This is a genomic window from Vibrio sp. Vb0667, assembly GCF_033391095.1.
Genome location: NZ_JAWPOL010000028.1, coordinates 19,397 through 35,111, shown reverse-complemented (window position 1 = coordinate 35,111; position 15,715 = coordinate 19,397). Strand labels below are relative to the sequence as shown.

Sequence of the window (15,715 nt, the reverse complement as noted above, 5' to 3'; positions counted from 1 at the left end):
AATTGCTAGAAATTGCAATGGCTAGAATGCCATTCAAAAGTTGTAGATAGAGTGGCAATTACAGCCAAAAACCTAAAAACGACAAAGCCCCGACAACTCAAAGAGTTATCGAGGCTTTTGAATAAATGGCACGCCCTATTGGATTCGAACCAATGACCACATCCTTAGAAGGGACGTGCTCTATCCAGCTGAGCTAAGGGCGCGCTACAGGGACAGGATTATACGAGTTCAAACGGGTAAATCAACGGGTTTTCATAACATTCTGATCTGAATGCCTAAAAAAAGTCCATTAAAACGCTTAATGTTCAAAAACACCACAAAGCAAACGTTTGCGTATGGATGTTAATAAGAAATTCTGCGACAATGCGCCGCAGATAATCTGCCTTCTTAATTTATAAGGAAAGTCATGACTGCTCAAAATATAGACGGAACTCTCATTTCCCAAACTGTTCGATCCGAAGTGGCTGCACGTGTTAAAGCACGTGTTGAAGCTGGGCTACGTGCTCCTGGTTTAGCAGTGGTTCTAGTTGGTGAAGATCCTGCTTCTCAGGTTTATGTCGGTAGCAAACGCCGCGCATGTGAAGAAGTTGGGTTTGTTTCTAAGTCTTTTGACCTTCCTGCGTCTAGCTCAGAAGAAGAGTTACTAGCTCTGATTGATGAATTAAACAACGATGATGAAATTGACGGCATTCTAGTGCAATTACCCCTTCCTGCAGGCATAGACACAACACATGTTTTAGAGCGCATTCACCCAGAGAAGGACGTGGATGGCTTCCACCCTTATAACGTTGGCCGTCTTGCGCAACGTATTCCAAAGCTTCGCTCTTGCACGCCAAAGGGCATCATTACCCTACTCGACCGTTACAACATTGAGCTACGTGGTAAACATGCGGTTGTGGTTGGTGCATCAAACATTGTTGGTCGTCCAATGACACTTGAGCTGCTGCTTGCGGGCTGCACAACAACAACATGTCACCGTTTTACCAAAGACCTAGAGAGTCATGTGCGTCAAGCTGACGTTGTCGTGGTTGCGGTTGGTAAGCCTAACTTCATCCCTGGTGAGTGGATTAAAAAAGGCGCAGTGGTGGTCGATGTCGGTATTAACCGTCTTGACTCAGGCAAACTAGTTGGCGACGTGGAATACGACAAAGCACGTGAAAGTGCGAGCTTTATTACTCCTGTTCCTGGTGGCGTTGGCCCAATGACCGTCGCAAGTTTAATTGAGAACACGATGCTCGCTTGCGAACAGTTCCACACAGACAAATAACGTAAAACTTCAGATACGAAAAAGGCTCCGCAAGGAGCCTTTTTGCTAATTGTTGATATCTATTTCAATTACAGACTTAAAATCACGCCCGCAATCGAAGCGCTCATTAAGTTCGCCATGACACCAGCGATAATCGCACGGAAACCATGCTTAGAAACAAATGCACGCTTTTCTGGTACCAAAGAGCCCAACCCACCAATCAGCATCGCCATGCTTGAGATGTTTGCAAAGCCACACAAAGCAAACGTCACGATTGCTTGTGAGTGTTCACTAAGTTGAGACTTCACTTCTGCAAGCTGGATGAAAGCGACGAACTCATTCACCACAATCTTGTTACCAATCAGCGAGCCTGCTGTGGTTGCCTCTTGCCATGGTATACCCAACAACCAAGCGACTGGCGCAAACACAAAACCTAGGATGAGCTCAAAACTTAAGGGGGTCCCAATAAGATCACCTATCCAGCCTAACATGCCGTTTAGCATTGCAATGACACTAATAAACGCCAGTAACGTACCACCGACCGATACAGCAATGCGTACACCCGCCATGGCACCATCGGCTAATGCTTCTACTACGTTGGTTGCACGTGGAATTTCAACTTGGCTAATGTCGATATCTGCTGCTTTATCCGTATCTTCTGGCATTAAAATTTTTGCCATCAACAAGCCGGCAGGTGCCGACATAAATGCAGCAGCAATAAGATAGTTGAGGTCGACACCCAGTGATGCGTAACCAACCAACGTTCCGCCAGCAACTGACGCTAAACCACCTGTCATAACTGCAAAGAACTGCGAGTCAGTCATGTGTTTTAGGTAAGGCTTTACCATTAATGGTGCTTCAATGGTACCAACAAAGATATTCGCCGTAGCAGACAAAGACTCAGCACGACCGATACCCAGCAGCTTTTGAATACCACCACCGATAAAGTTAATGATTTTTGGCATCACACCAATGTGATAAAGACCTGAGATAAGAGAGGAGAAGAAAACGATGATACCCAGAACATTGATCGCAAAGGTGAAGCCCCCTGTCGCCAAATTACCGAATAAAAACGCAATGCCCTCTTGACCATAGTTGATCAAATTCGACACAACACTGCTCACTGAATTCAGCGCATCTCTTCCTGCTGGTACATATAAAACCAACAACGCAAACAGTACCTGCAAAGCAAACGCAAACGACACCGTTCTCAGCTTTATATTTTTTCTATTTGTAGAAAGTAGCCATGCTAGGAATAGTATGGCTACGATACCAATAATTGAGTTCATAAAATGAATCCGACGGAAGGGGGATATGGAAGGCACCGGATTGTATAGCGGACTCAAAATGCTGCAAGTTGAGGATGTTAACAGTGTGAAAAGTTTAAGAGACCAATAACTGACCAATAAAATAACCACTTGAATTTATTGAAGATAAACGTTTGCTTATTTTAATTGTTTCCATATGGAAAATATGTTTCTGGTTCAGGAAAAATTTTTGTGAAGTGAATCACTTTATGTGTCGTTCTACAACGTCATTGATCCTGTTATTTAGGAATAGAGATGTAAGGTGCTAAACGTTGGTCCCAATGACAAGGGTTGCCGATCTTCTGTTTGATAAAGTTAATCACTGCGGATATTTTTTTTGGCATATGTTGGCGGCTTGGGTATACCGCATAAAACGGCATCGACTGGCTAGCTTTCCAGTCAGGTAACAGCTGTATTAACTTACCCGTTCTGAACTCATCACCCAGCAAGTAAGTGGCAAGGTAGGCAATACCCCAACCTGCAATAGCCGCATCCCGGACGGCTTCTGCCAGATCCACTGAATAGTTACCCGAGACTTTTACGTTCAATTCTTTCTGATCTTTGGTAAACGCCCACCCCGTATAGTCACGCTCCCAGCTTCTGTATATGAGGCAGTTGTGAGCAGATAGGTCATCCGGTTCTGTTGGCGTGTCATGTTTCAATAAGTAATCTGGCGATGCCGCAACAACAAACTGGCAATCCGTCAAACGCTGCGCAATGTAACCTTCAGGCAAATGCTCGTTGTTGGTTACCCATAAATCGAGCCCTTCGGCTAACATATCGACCTTATAGTCAAACAGATGTACTTCCACTTGAAGTTGAGGATACAGTTCGCGTAACTCTTGAATCGCTGGAATAATGTGTAAGGTACCAAATGATTGCGACAACCCAAGACGTACCAAACCTGCTACTTCATCCCGCTGGGTTTCCATCTCTAATGTGGCGCTGCTCACCGCTTGTACCACTTGCTCACAGTGATGAAAAAAGGTTTTCCCTGCCTCTGTCGGCGTAAAGCTTCGCGTAGTGCGTTGAACAAGCTTGATACCAAGAGACGCTTCTAACTGACTCAACTGTTTACTCACATGAGACACCGACACGCCTAAGCTCTTTGCAGCAGCTGTGAAGCTTTTGTGTTTAAGAAGAGCGGAGAAAATCACCATTTGTGCGGCACGTTCAGATAACACGCTTTACCTCGATTTGGTTATAGAAAAAACAAAGGGCTCCGAAGAGCCCTTGTATTGAAGACTGGATGCCAAATTGTTTGATGGCAGATCAGTATTTAATGCGGTCAGCCAAGTGACTCACAGCAAGTGCGAAGTAGTAAGAGCGGTTCCACTTCATCAATACGTTGTAGTTATTGTAAACCAGATACGTACGACCATTCTCGTCGTCCGGCATGATCAACCATGCTTTGATGTCTTCATCCAGTTTTGGCAACGGGCTACCGTCATATTTTGTGATACCTAATTGGCTCCACTCTTGAAGGTATTTGCCTTTTTCAGCCGTGCGCCCTTCTAGGCTGCGATCAATATTTTTAGGAACCTTAACTTGGCGACCCCAAGTATATTTATCATCCCAACCAGACTTGCTCAAATAGTTAGCGGTTGATGCAAACACGTCCGCTTCAGATTGCCATATGTCTTTTTTACCATCACCGTTGCCGTCAGCAGCAAAACGAAGGAAAGAGCTTGGCATAAACTGGCATTGACCCATCGCACCAGCCCATGAGCCTTTAAAGTTCTCTAGCTCAATATGGCCTTGATCGAGGATCTGAAGTGCCGACATGGTCTCTTTACGGAAAAACTCTTCACGACGGCCTTCAAATGCCATTGTGGATAGTGCATCAATCACTTTAAAGTTGCCGGTAAACTTACCAAAGTTACTTTCAACTCCCCAAAGTGCCACAATAAAGCGCGGGTGGACACCGTACTCATCGCCTATACGCTTTAGCTCAGTGTAATGCTCTTTGTAGAGTTGTCTGGCTTGCTTCACCTTCCATTCAGGCACCGCGCGAGGAATGTACTCATCCAATGTCAGTTTCTTTTCTGGTTGGTTTCGGTCCGCTTTTACTGCTCGGGGCTTGTACTCAACATTAGCAAAAGCAGCACTAATGACCTGCTCTGAGATACCTTTATCACGAGCTTCAGCACGCAGCTTATTCAAGTATTCATCAAAACCCTCGCTACTAGCAAAAGCCGAGGTACACATACCAACGCTAAGCATGGTAGCCAGTATTTTTTTCATATTGCCCTCCTTGAGCAAGGCAGAAATCCCAGATGAAAAACGATGACGTTATTCGCCTTTCTGCTGGGCTTTTTGTTCTTTGTACTTTTCTAATAGGTTCTCCGGCGGCGGTGGAACCTGAAGAAAGAAGCCATCATTTTGTAATGAAGCCTTCACTTTTTCGATATCAACTTGTGCCAATTTACGGCCATCAAGTTTAATCGTCATGACAGCGATAGGCTTACCGAACATCTGCATTAAGGTGTCAGGAACCTGTGAAAAATCATCCTTTTTCGGAATATAGAGATAAGTACCTTCTTTTTTCGAGCTTTTATAAATAGAACAAAGCATGACACGCCTTTTATGCTGATTTAGCCGCGTTGAGTGCGGATTAGGTTGAAAACGTCAAATTCTCGCAAACTTAATAGCAAATTTGAGATTAATTCACCTATTTGCCCACGAGAGAACTTGCTGCGTCAAAGGATGAAATATAACATGACATACCTAGTTTAAGGCAACGCTCTTTCAATAAAGGCAAGAAGTCCACGATGACCCATTCACCAGACCTTAAAGGTAGCAGTTTTACATTGTCAGTTTTACACCTTTCTGACAATGAGATCGCAAAGACTGTCGAATTTTTGCAAGAAAAAGTTTCTCAAGCACCTTCTTTTTTTGCATCCGCGCCTTTGGTAATCAATATAGCAAAAGTACAAGGCGACATTGATTTCCCTAAGCTTAAACAAGGCATCTCAGATGCTGGTTTTATTCCGGTCGGTGTAACGGGCTGTAAAGACAAGCGTGTACAAAACCTTGCTTCCGAAGCTGGCTTCGCCATTATGTCGGCGAGCAAATCACCAAGCCAAGCACCTGCCAAAATGGCACCAACGAAAGTAGTTCGTACGCCTGTCCGCTCAGGACAACAGATCTACGCAAAAGATGGTGATTTGGTGGTGCTGGCGCACGTCAGTGCAGGTGCTGAAGTCATTGCTGACGGCTCTATTCATATCCATGGCACACTTCGAGGTCGTGCGATTGCAGGAGCAAGTGGTCAGCAGGAAGCGCGTATTATTTGCCACGATTTACAAGCAGAACTGGTATCCATTGCGGGTGACTACTGGTTAAGCGATCAAATTGAAAGCGAGTACTGGCAAAAGAAAGTAATGATCAGTAAAGCCGATGAATCATTACATTTAGAAGTTCTCGCGATTTAATCTAAAAAGGAAAAAAAATGGCACGCATTATTGTAGTAACGTCTGGTAAAGGTGGCGTTGGTAAAACCACTTCAAGCGCAGCCATCGCCTCTGGTCTAGCTCTTAAGGGAAAAAAGACCGCGGTGATCGATTTTGACATCGGTTTGCGTAACCTCGATCTAATCATGGGCTGTGAGCGCCGCGTCGTGTATGACTTTGTAAACGTCATTAACGGCGAAGCGACATTAAACCAAGCGCTGATCAAAGATAAGCGCACGGACAACCTATTTATTCTTCCTGCTTCTCAAACTCGTGATAAAGACGCACTGACAAAAGATGGTGTTCAGCGCGTATTCGGCGAACTTGATGAAATGGGCTTTGATTTCATTATTTGTGATTCACCAGCAGGTATCGAGCAAGGCGCGTTAATGGCCTTGTACTATGCCGATGAAGCCATTGTCACAACGAACCCAGAAGTCTCTTCTGTGCGTGACTCTGACCGCATTCTCGGTATTTTAGATTCTAAGTCACTGCGTGCAGAACAAGGGCTAGAGCCAGTAAAACAGCATCTGTTACTGACTCGCTACAACCCATCTCGCGTCACTCAAGGCGAAATGCTAAGCGTTGAAGACGTTGAGGAGATCTTACATATTCCACTACTGGGCGTGATTCCAGAAAGCCAAGCCGTGCTTAACGCGTCAAACAAAGGTGTGCCAGTCACTTTTGACGATAACACCGATGCGGGTATGGCTTATTCTGACACCGTTGATCGCTTATTAGGCAATCAGGTTGAATTTCGTTTCCTTACTGAGGAGAAGAAAGGACTCTTTAAACGACTCTTTGGAGGCTAGACATGTCATTATTAGAATTTTTCCGTCCACAGAAGAAAACTTCTGCGAATCTAGCTAAAGAGCGTTTGCAAATCATTGTCGCAGAGCGCCGCAGCCAAAATGATCCTGCGCCGTCTTACTTGCCTCAATTAAAAGAAGACATCTTGAAGGTGATCAGCAAGTACGTGGCAATTGATCCAAATATGGTTGACTTAACATTTGAGCACAAAGACGACGATATCTCAGTTCTTGAGCTAAATGTGAAGCTACCAGACGAAGAAAAGTAATCAGTTTCTCTCGCAAGACGAATACTCTAATTAGAACGAAAAAGGTTGGCATCGAGGCCAACCTTTTTCATCTTTCATTACTTTAATGCTTTGTTCATCTTGTCGCCGAGTAAATCCAAACGCCACCCTTGCATCAAATCAGGCAATACTTCTGGGTCACGATCTTTTTTCCAAACCCAACTGATCAACTGATTGATCTGCTTTTTAGAGGCAAGGAACTCCGTGGCTAAACCTGACTTCTGCGAAGCCGATTTCACCAAGTCTTTCATATTTTTGAAGACCTGCTTGTAACCCGGATAGTCCATTAAACGCTCAATTTTCGCAGGATACTCTTCAGAAGGTGTTTGCTTCGCTTGCTTAACAATCGCGGCAATCTTCGCGCCATGGCGGTTAATCGCTCGGATATCAATATCTTCTGCTTCCATCTTCTTAAAGTTCGTTAAACCAAGACGAGCGACCGTTAATAGATCACCTTCTTTGAAGATAAAGTTCAGCGCTAAATCTCGTTTGATTGCTTCACGATAACGCCACGTCGCCAATGGCTTTAAAATCGCTAGCTCAGAAGGTTTTAATTGCCAAGCGCCCTTAATATCAAGGTAGGCATTCTCTTCATTAGTTACGCGAATACGTTTCGAAACGAGTAAATCACTTTCTTGCTGTACAGCTTCCCACCAACCTGCTTGCGTCACCTTATCAAACAGCTTTTCGTATAACGGTAACAAGTAATGAACATCTGCGGCAGCATAATCTAATTGCTTTTGTGTCAGTGGACGAGCCATCCAGTCGGTACGTGATTCACTTTTGTCGAGCTCTACGCCTAAATATTCTTCCACCAGCGATGCGAAGCCTGTCGATAAGCCGTGACCGAGAAAAGCGGCCATCAGCTGCGTATCCACCATAGGGAATGGTGTACAACCAAAAGCGTTTTGGAAAACTTCTAAATCTTCACCACATGCGTGCAGCACTTTTAGCACAGAAGTATCTTTTAATAGCGCTACAAACGGCGTCATATCCGTTAATTCAGTCGGATCAATCAGCGAGAGGCGATTACCATCGAAAAGCTGAATCAGACCTAACTGCGGGTAGAAAGTGCGAATACGAACGAATTCGGTATCCAACATCACTACGTCTGCCTCTCGGGCATGAGTGCAAACCTCTTCTAGGTCTTTGTTTTTAGTAATAATTTGATAGTTCACATACTTCTCGCTATAAAAAATGCCAGCAAAACGCTGGCATTCTATCATTTTTTAAATCTCTCGACTCGACGAAATCGGCTTATGCGCTTTTCTTCGCAAGTTCAGCGTCATTCTCTTCGCGTAAAACACGACGCAAGATCTTACCGACATTGGTTTTAGGTAAGTCTTCGCGGAACTCAACCAACTTCGGAACTTTGTAGCCAGTTAAGTGTTCTCGACAATGCGCGATCACTTCGTCTTTGGTCAAGCTCGGATCGCGTTTCACGACATAAATCTTCACTAATTCACCAGACACTTCATGCGGCTGACCAATAGCAGCAACTTCAAGTACTTTGCCGTGAAGTGCTACAACGTCTTCGATTTCGTTCGGGTAAACATTAAAGCCTGATACTAAGATCATGTCTTTCTTACGGTCAACGATATGCAGGAAGCCTTCGTCATCGAACTTAACGATGTCGCCAGTTGATAGCCAGCCGTCTTCGTTAATCGTATCTTTCGTTGCTTCAGGTCGTTGCCAGTAACCTTGCATAACCTGAGGACCACGAACTTGAAGTTCGCCAGTTTCAGTATTCGCAAGAGCGTTACCTTCTTCGTCCACGATACGAACTTCTGTTGATGGTACCGGCAGACCAATAGAGCCATTGTATTCAACAAGATCATGCGGATATGCCGCCACCAACGGAGAACACTCTGTTAGACCGTAACCTTCGAGCAAATAGCAACCCGTGGTCTTTTGCCATCTTTCTGCCACTGAGCGCTGCACTGCCATGCCGCCGCCAACGGCTAAACGTAGATTACTGAAATCCAACTCGTGGAAATCTTCATTATTGACCAATGCATTAAATAAGGTATTCACGCCCGTAATCGCAGTAAACGGATGCTTTTGTAGCTCTTTCACGAACCCTGGAATATCTCTAGGGTTGGTAATAAGTAAGTTACGACCACCCATTTCAACAAACAGCAGACAGTTTACGGTAAGAGCAAATACGTGATACAGCGGTAATGCTGTCACGACTAATTCACGCCCCGGAGATAAAACCGGTCCGTACGCGCCTTTTGCCTGTAGAACGTTCGCAATCATGTTGCGGTGAGTCAGAATCGCGCCTTTCGCGACACCTGTCGTCCCCCCCGTATATTGCAGGAATGCAATGTCATCCCCAGACATAAACGGTTTAACGTATTGTAGACGACGACCTTTACGTAGAGCCTGACGCATTGAGATTGCACCAGGTAAATCGTACTTAGGCACCATGCCCTTAACGTACTTCACGACAAAATCGACAATCGTACCTTTCGCTCGTGGCAGCATTTGACCAAGACTGGTTAACACTACGTGTTTGACTGGTGTTTTATCGACGATTTGTTCTAGCGTATTCGCAAAGTTAGACACAATCACAATCGTCGTCGCACCTGAGTCATTCAATTGGTGTTCAAGTTCACGAGGAGTGTAAAGTGGGTTAACGTTTACGGCGATACAACCTGCACGCAAAATACCAAATAATGCTACTGGGTATTGCAGTAAGTTTGGCATCATCAGAGCAACGCGGTCACCCTTTTGCAGTTTTAACTCGTTTTGCAGATACGCTGCGAATGCGCGACTACGCTCTTCCAATTTACGGAAGGTCATAACCGAGCCCATGTTCATGAATGCTGGTTGGTCTGCATATTTTTGTACAGACTGTTCAAACATTTCTACCAAAGACTCATATTGCTCTGGATTAATGGTTTCAGGTACGTCACTTGGATAACGTGAAAGCCATGGTTTATCCACGATGTTACTCCTCGTTTATAACTGGCTAAAAAATAGCGTCCTTTTTATTTTGAAAGCTATTACAGCACAGCGAACGTGCTTGAGCACGCAACTCTCAAACACTTGTTTAAATTTTGTTAACTACACCAAGAATTCGCGTTGCGACCTCGAGTATTTGCTCTAAATGACAGTGATGACCACCCTTGACAGAAACCACTTGCGGTGGGTTCTCTCCCCAATCAGCTTGGTTAGATGGTAAATTCTGAAATCCTTGATCGCCTAATACAATCAAATGAGGACAACGTATTTGGCTGGTAATCGAGTTAGCATGCGCTTGCGCCATTCGGTAAAGCGACGCACATTTTAACTTGGCGTCATGCCGCCAATACCATTTATCTCCTCGCTGCTCTGTTCCACGCTCGACTATCGGTAGAAGTTGCTCAGCGGTTAATTGGTTGGCTTGCATGCGTAATTTTAACGCCAGATCGAAGGAGGCAATGGCTCGCTCTGGCTTGTTTTGCTGTCTTATTCGACTTAAAACGCCATCGCGAAGACGAGGCAAACTGTTAGTAGGATCCTCATGAAGAGGTCCTGCTCCCTCAATTTGCACAAGAGCTTCGACCTGCTCTGGAAACGCTGCACTATAGCAACTTGCGATTAAAGCACCAAGTGAATGCCCTACTAATATCAGTCTGTTTGGTGATAATTCGTCCAAAAACTGATACAAATCGGCAATATAGTCGTGAAAGGGGTAATAATTATCGTGAGATTTATGACTCGATAAACCGTGACCAAAATGATCGATGGCGAGGAGGTGTAAGTGAGGATTAAGTTGATTCAACTGCTCCATGAGCGCTTTAAAGCTGCCCGCATTATCTAACCACCCATGAAGAAAAACGACTGACAAGTCAGCCGTTTTCTCGTTCCCTATCTCAAGGGCTGCCATTTTGCCGGCAGGAAGCTCGAATTGACGCTCATGCATCGCAGATTATTTGACCTGTTTTATCACTTTACCGTCTTGCGGGAAATCATTACGCCACATGCGGCAGTTAATCGAGTAACATGGGTAAAAGTAGGTTGGCGAGTCATACATGCGTACACGTTCTTCAATTTTCCATAAACGGTACCCTTCCCCCTTAATTACTGGGAAGATGTAACCGTGCTCACCGATCTTTCCTTCTTCTTCCCCTGCTCCTTTGCCTACAACCGTCACCAAACGGCCTTCACTAAAGGCGACAGGCTCTAAATAGCCATCAAAATAGGCGACAAAACGCCCCGTAGGCTCTTCATCAATATCAGGTTTACCAGACTTACTGATAGGAAGGTTTACAATCTCTAGACGCGTTTTATCTTTAAAGTTATCCACTTTAGCGATGATTCCACCAAGGCGAACATCTTCACTCACTTGCCCCTGAGACTCAGCAAACGCTTTATAGTCTGTAACGACCAATTCTGTGCTTGCATTTAGCTCCTCTGGCAAAGAGCTACACGCAGACAAACCAACCGTAGCAAATAATGCGAGAAAAAACCGTCCAAAAACCTTCATAAACCACCTTTCAATATTAGTAACCCCAAGCTGGGGAGATCTCACACGTAAATATCGACACCAAGTAATTGAGCCAGTTCCTCTTTTTTAGCTCGATTCATGACATCCATGTACTGCTCCATTGCTTTACGTGCGCCCCCTTCAGGAAGGTCATATTGCACTTGAGCTCGGTGAATTTGGGACTCATCCACGTGTTTTATGGAGTGCGCCACGGCGTTAGCAACCTTTGAAGGCTGACCTACAGGCTGCTTTGTTTGTGATTTATTTACCTGCTTCTTTTGACTGGCTTTATGAGTGCGATTTGCACCGGGAATCAAAGAAGGAGGCAAGCCATTAATCGACGCCATAGCACTCCATAAAAATACAGGGCAAACGCCCTGCTTTTTGTCAGGTTAATGAAAAACGGACTATTCGCGACCAGGAAGTTTTTTCCATGTCACATTATCACGTAAATAAACAGGGCTCGAATCTTCGACCGGCACGGTATTACCCTTTTTAAATTCTTGTTCAGCAAGAATCACGATGTCTTGTGAATCAGGGTACAGAACGTCACTATGCGTCAAATTAAACGGTAGGTCTGCTAATACTTCTTGGTAAGCATCCCAACCAGTACCTGCTGTCGTCCACGTTTTGTCGTCTGCTTGTGCTTCTTCAACGAGACGTGCTGGTGGAATTACGCACTCTGCATCCATCTCTGCCCACTCACCGTTTGCTTGGCGAGTGTAACGTGCCCAGTAAACTTCACCCATACGTGCGTCAATAGCCACAGCGACATCGGTCACACCATGTAAGCGATAGCTACCTTGAGCCATTGCAGCCAGCGTTGAAACGCCGATCATAGGTAAGTCAGCACCGAACGCCAAACCTTGTGCGATACCAATACCGATACGAACGCCAGTAAAGCTACCTGGACCACGTCCAAACGCTAACGCATCCAGCTCTTGTAGAGTCAGGCCAGCTTCTTTGAGTACTTCATCAACCATTGGCAGTACTTTTTTGGTGTGATCGCGTGGTGCAACCGCGCTACGTGAAATCACTTGATCATTAGCCAACAACGCAACTGAACAGTTTTCAGTCGCTGTATCGATAGCAAGAATTTTTGCGCTCATTTAACTCTCTACAACTCTCATTTATTGGGTTATGCCTCAGCACTTGCGTCTGTGACAGATTGTTCTGCTTTCAGGAATGCTTTGATTCCATCTAAGTCTCGCGTCCTTGGGATAGGTGGTAGACTTCCGAGGAAAATACCACCATAGTCTCGCGTGACGAGGCGATTATCACAAATGATCAACGCACCGTGATCCTTCTGATCTCGAATTAATCGCCCGACTCCCTGCTTTAACGTAATCACTGCATCCGGGATTTGTACTTCAGCAAATGGTTCACCGCCACGTAATCGACAATCCTCGATACGGGCTTTGAGTAACGGATCGTCAGGGGCGGTAAACGGTAATTTGTCGATAATAACACAGCTCAGCGCATCACCTCTAACATCAATCCCTTCCCAGAAAGCGCCCGTCGCCACGAGTAAAGCGTTACCCAGTTCCATAAACTCCGCCAAGGTTTTCTGCTTACTCATCTCCCCTTGCATTAACACAGGCAGCTCAAGTACTTCTCGGAACTTCTCACCTAGTTCACGCATCATGCTGTGCGAGGTACATAAAAAGAAGCAGCGACCATCATTTTCTTCAATCACCGGAGCAAGCATTCGGACTAACTTATCCGCTAAGCCGTTACTGTTTGGCTCTGGCAAATACCTTGGCACACAAAGGCGCGCTTGCTTTTGATAATCAAAGGGGGACGGCAGAGAAAATTGCTTTGTAGGCTTGAGGCCAAGGCGCTCAGTAAAGTGCTTGAAATCGCCCGATACGGCTAGGGTTGCTGACGTGAAAATCCAAGCGCCTTGTTTAATCTCTATTTGCTCATGGAACTTGTCCGCGACAGAAAGAGGCGTAATGTGCAGAGCGAAATGACGAGGCGAGGTATCGTACCAGTATGAGTAACCGGTAATATCGACATCACATACCCGGTCGATACGGCCTTTGATCAAATTTGCTCGTTCAAAGGCGGTATCCAGTAATTGACTGCGCCCTAAGGCTATTTTGAGTACATCAATCGCCAATTCGAGGCTGTCAGTTAAGCGCAATAATTCTCGCTTAATAGAACCTGATTGCAACGCCTCACGCCAGTTGCCACGAAAGCCTGGCTCACCCAATACAATCCGCATGTCCATTGCGCTTTGCATGAGTTTGTCGCCCACTTTTTGCAATTGACGCATATCTTTGGCTTCGGTGCGATAGGCTATTTCAATGTCTTTGGCAAGATCGTGAATTTGGCGGCTTGAAACTGACTGGCCGAAATATTCGCTCGCAATATCTGGCAACTGATGAGCTTCATCAAAAATAAACACATCGGCTTCTGGAATCAGTTCACCGAATCCTGTTTCTTTGATCGCTAAATCAGCAAGAAACAAGTGATGGTTCACTACAACAATGTCGGAATCCATGGCTCGCTTACGCGCTTTCAATACAAAGCAATCAGTGTAGCTCGGACATTCTTTACCTAAACAGTTATCATTGGTTGAGGTGATAGTCGGAATGATCATGCTGTCTTCTGGCAGATCATCACAATCACCAAGGTCACCTGTTTTGGTTTCTGATGACCAAGCACGCACTTTAACCAGTTGAGTTAATAACGTCGGGTCAGATTCATTAGTGTGGCTTTCGACCATTTGGCGGCTCAAACGATCCAAACACAGATAATTAGAACGCCCTTTTAATAACGCCACTTGGCCATAAAAACCAAGCGCATTGACCATGAGCGGTAAGTCACGATGGTACAACTGCTCTTGCAAGTTTTTCGAGCCTGTACTGATGATCACTTTTTTACCGCTTAACAGCGCAGGGACTAAGTAGGCGAAGGTCTTACCGGTTCCGGTTCCTGCCTCCACCACCAACTGGGTTTGATCTTTGATCGCACTGCTGACGGCTTCCGCCATATCGATTTGTGGCTGACGAGCTTGAAAGCCAGGAATGGCCTTACCTAACGCGCCATCAGAGGAAAAAGTTTTTGCGATCATGCTTGGTATTGAGTTTGAAAAATTATCGAGAGTATATCAGAGGAATAGGAGTGACATCAGCCCACAATCTGACCAGCTTGCGGCGACACGCGGATATTTTGTTGAAACCAACGTAAGAATAGATTATTTATGGTGAAACATGGCAGTACAGTTACACCCGCCAGGGAATAATAACAAATTCGTACGCTAAAATATTAATGCATGGAAGTACCTGATTTATGGAAAAGAAAACACTGTTGACCCACTGTTCTGACGCCCCGGGTCTCATCTCGAAAATTACTAATATCTGTTACAAGCACCAACTCAACATCGTTCACAATAACGAATTTGTTGATAATACCAGTGGCCACTTTTTCATGAGAACGGAGTTGGAGGGGTACTTCAACGATCAAACGTTTCTTGCCGACTTGGACCAAGCTCTCCCGCAAGGTGCTAAGCGTAAATTGGTTGGCTCTCGCCGTAAGCGCATCGTCATTCTCGTCACAAAAGAAGCGCATTGTTTAGGCGATATTCTGATGAAAACCTACGATGGAAGCCTAGATGTTGAGATCGCCGCTGTGGTGGGGAATTACGACAAACTGCAAACTCTCACTGAACGCTTCGACATTCCTTACCACCATGTGACCCATGAAAACCTTAGCCGTGAAGAACACGAGCAGAAGATGCTAGAAGTGATCGATCAATACGATGCTGACTTTTTGGTGCTAGCTAAATACATGCGCGTATTAACGCCGACGTTTGTTGAGAAATATCACCACAAAATCATTAATATTCATCACAGCTTCTTACCTGCTTTTATTGGCGCGAAGCCATATCAACAAGCTTACGATCGCGGTGTGAAAATCATCGGTGCAACAGCACACTTCGTGACTAATGATTTAGATGAAGGGCCGATCATCAAGCAAGACGTAATTCCTGTCGACCATACATTCAATGCCCAAGATATGGCGCAAGCGGGACGCGATGTAGAGAAGAACGTATTGAGTAAGGCTTTGAATAAAGTGATCAATGACCACGTCTTTGTTTATGGGAATAAGACAGTGATCCTGTAATCCCTCCGT

General features: G+C 45.1%; 16 protein-coding genes and 1 tRNA gene. 5 read left to right on the top strand and 12 right to left on the bottom strand.

The window, feature by feature from the left end; genetic code table 11:
* Positions 1-126: 126 nt before the first annotated feature.
* A tRNA-Arg gene (locus tag R8269_RS19160) sits at positions 127-203 on the bottom strand.
* Between the two features lie 203 nt (positions 204-406).
* Between R8269_RS19160 and folD the strand changes: the two genes are divergently transcribed.
* Positions 407-1,267: a bifunctional methylenetetrahydrofolate dehydrogenase/methenyltetrahydrofolate cyclohydrolase FolD gene (gene folD / locus R8269_RS19155; protein WP_005382297.1), complete on the top strand. Its 861-nt coding sequence runs from the start codon at positions 407-409 to the stop codon at positions 1,265-1,267.
* 68 nt (positions 1,268-1,335) lie between these two features.
* Here folD and R8269_RS19150 read toward each other — a convergent pair whose 3' ends face one another.
* The 4 genes from R8269_RS19150 to R8269_RS19135 form a co-directional block, all read right to left on the bottom strand.
* Positions 1,336-2,535, bottom strand: coding sequence for a NupC/NupG family nucleoside CNT transporter (locus tag R8269_RS19150; protein ID WP_005382298.1), 1,200 nt, complete (start codon positions 2,533-2,535; stop codon positions 1,336-1,338).
* 257 nt (positions 2,536-2,792) lie between these two features.
* Positions 2,793-3,737: a LysR family transcriptional regulator gene (locus R8269_RS19145; protein WP_064376301.1), complete on the bottom strand. Its 945-nt coding sequence runs from the start codon at positions 3,735-3,737 to the stop codon at positions 2,793-2,795.
* 88 nt (positions 3,738-3,825) lie between these two features.
* Complete coding sequence (locus tag R8269_RS19140) at positions 3,826-4,797, bottom strand: lytic transglycosylase domain-containing protein (protein WP_005388330.1); 972 nt, start codon at positions 4,795-4,797, stop codon at positions 3,826-3,828.
* 48 nt (positions 4,798-4,845) lie between these two features.
* Positions 4,846-5,127, bottom strand: coding sequence for a YcgL domain-containing protein (locus R8269_RS19135; RefSeq protein WP_005382303.1), 282 nt, complete (start codon positions 5,125-5,127; stop codon positions 4,846-4,848).
* Positions 5,128-5,324: 197 nt separating this feature from the next.
* On the opposite strand from R8269_RS19135, the gene minC reads away from it, so the two are divergent.
* Genes minC through minE form a run of 3 tightly spaced genes read left to right on the top strand, consistent with a single transcriptional unit; the run spans position 5,325 to position 7,083 of the window.
* A complete protein-coding gene (gene minC / locus R8269_RS19130; protein ID WP_005382304.1) occupies positions 5,325-5,987 on the top strand; it encodes a septum site-determining protein MinC in 663 nt (220 codons plus the stop codon).
* Between the two features lie 17 nt (positions 5,988-6,004).
* Positions 6,005-6,817: a septum site-determining protein MinD gene (gene minD / locus R8269_RS19125; protein ID WP_005388331.1), complete on the top strand. Its 813-nt coding sequence runs from the start codon at positions 6,005-6,007 to the stop codon at positions 6,815-6,817.
* A gap of 2 nt (positions 6,818-6,819) precedes the next feature.
* Entirely contained in the window at positions 6,820-7,083 is a 264-nt protein-coding gene (minE, locus tag R8269_RS19120) for a cell division topological specificity factor MinE (RefSeq protein WP_005388332.1), read from the top strand.
* A gap of 77 nt (positions 7,084-7,160) precedes the next feature.
* Here minE and rnd read toward each other — a convergent pair whose 3' ends face one another.
* The 7 genes from rnd to R8269_RS19085 all read right to left on the bottom strand — a co-directional run bounded on the left by rnd (position 7,161) and on the right by R8269_RS19085 (position 14,654).
* Positions 7,161-8,279, bottom strand: coding sequence for a ribonuclease D (gene rnd / locus R8269_RS19115; RefSeq protein ID WP_031777213.1), 1,119 nt, complete (start codon positions 8,277-8,279; stop codon positions 7,161-7,163).
* Positions 8,280-8,358: 79 nt separating this feature from the next.
* The gene (gene fadD, locus R8269_RS19110; RefSeq protein ID WP_005382216.1) at positions 8,359-10,050 is read right to left on the bottom strand and encodes a long-chain-fatty-acid--CoA ligase FadD; all 1,692 of its coding nucleotides are present in this window, start codon (positions 10,048-10,050) and stop codon (positions 8,359-8,361) included.
* Positions 10,051-10,156: 106 nt separating this feature from the next.
* Positions 10,157-11,011: an alpha/beta fold hydrolase gene (locus tag R8269_RS19105; protein ID WP_005382215.1), complete on the bottom strand. Its 855-nt coding sequence runs from the start codon at positions 11,009-11,011 to the stop codon at positions 10,157-10,159.
* A gap of 6 nt (positions 11,012-11,017) precedes the next feature.
* Entirely contained in the window at positions 11,018-11,575 is a 558-nt protein-coding gene (locus R8269_RS19100) for a Slp family lipoprotein (protein WP_005382214.1), read from the bottom strand.
* A gap of 41 nt (positions 11,576-11,616) precedes the next feature.
* Positions 11,617-11,922: a hypothetical protein gene (locus R8269_RS19095; RefSeq protein ID WP_017819942.1), complete on the bottom strand. Its 306-nt coding sequence runs from the start codon at positions 11,920-11,922 to the stop codon at positions 11,617-11,619.
* A gap of 60 nt (positions 11,923-11,982) precedes the next feature.
* The gene (gene tsaB / locus R8269_RS19090) at positions 11,983-12,684 is read right to left on the bottom strand and encodes a tRNA (adenosine(37)-N6)-threonylcarbamoyltransferase complex dimerization subunit type 1 TsaB (protein ID WP_017819943.1); all 702 of its coding nucleotides are present in this window, start codon (positions 12,682-12,684) and stop codon (positions 11,983-11,985) included.
* Between the two features lie 29 nt (positions 12,685-12,713).
* Positions 12,714-14,654, bottom strand: coding sequence for an ATP-dependent DNA helicase (locus tag R8269_RS19085; RefSeq protein ID WP_005382210.1), 1,941 nt, complete (start codon positions 14,652-14,654; stop codon positions 12,714-12,716).
* 218 nt (positions 14,655-14,872) lie between these two features.
* Here R8269_RS19085 and purU point away from each other — a divergent pair, with 218 nt between their 5' ends.
* Positions 14,873-15,706, top strand: a complete 834-nt coding sequence (purU, locus tag R8269_RS19080) for a formyltetrahydrofolate deformylase (RefSeq protein ID WP_005382206.1) — start codon at positions 14,873-14,875, stop codon at positions 15,704-15,706.
* Positions 15,707-15,715 lie beyond the last annotated feature (9 nt).

Excerpts from the sequence above, each read along its gene's own strand:
- R8269_RS19100 (WP_005382214.1), bottom strand. The coding sequence starts at position 11,575 with ATGAAGGTTTTTGGACGGTTTTTTCTCGCATTATTTGCTACGGTTGGT.
- R8269_RS19095 (WP_017819942.1), bottom strand. The coding sequence starts at position 11,922 with ATGGCGTCGATTAATGGCTTGCCTCCTTCTTTGATTCCCGGTGCAAAT.
- minD (WP_005388331.1), top strand. The coding sequence starts at position 6,005 with ATGGCACGCATTATTGTAGTAACGTCTGGTAAAGGTGGCGTTGGTAAA.
- minE (WP_005388332.1), top strand. The coding sequence starts at position 6,820 with ATGTCATTATTAGAATTTTTCCGTCCACAGAAGAAAACTTCTGCGAAT.
- R8269_RS19105 (WP_005382215.1), bottom strand. The coding sequence starts at position 11,011 with ATGCATGAGCGTCAATTCGAGCTTCCTGCCGGCAAAATGGCAGCCCTT.
- folD (WP_005382297.1), top strand. The coding sequence starts at position 407 with ATGACTGCTCAAAATATAGACGGAACTCTCATTTCCCAAACTGTTCGA.
- R8269_RS19150 (WP_005382298.1), bottom strand. The coding sequence starts at position 2,535 with ATGAACTCAATTATTGGTATCGTAGCCATACTATTCCTAGCATGGCTA.
- R8269_RS19135 (WP_005382303.1), bottom strand. The coding sequence starts at position 5,127 with ATGCTTTGTTCTATTTATAAAAGCTCGAAAAAAGAAGGTACTTATCTC.
- minC (WP_005382304.1), top strand. The coding sequence starts at position 5,325 with ATGACCCATTCACCAGACCTTAAAGGTAGCAGTTTTACATTGTCAGTT.
- purU (WP_005382206.1), top strand. The coding sequence starts at position 14,873 with ATGGAAAAGAAAACACTGTTGACCCACTGTTCTGACGCCCCGGGTCTC.
- R8269_RS19140 (WP_005388330.1), bottom strand. The coding sequence starts at position 4,797 with ATGAAAAAAATACTGGCTACCATGCTTAGCGTTGGTATGTGTACCTCG.
- R8269_RS19085 (WP_005382210.1), bottom strand. The coding sequence starts at position 14,654 with ATGATCGCAAAAACTTTTTCCTCTGATGGCGCGTTAGGTAAGGCCATT.
- tsaB (WP_017819943.1), bottom strand. The coding sequence starts at position 12,684 with ATGAGCGCAAAAATTCTTGCTATCGATACAGCGACTGAAAACTGTTCA.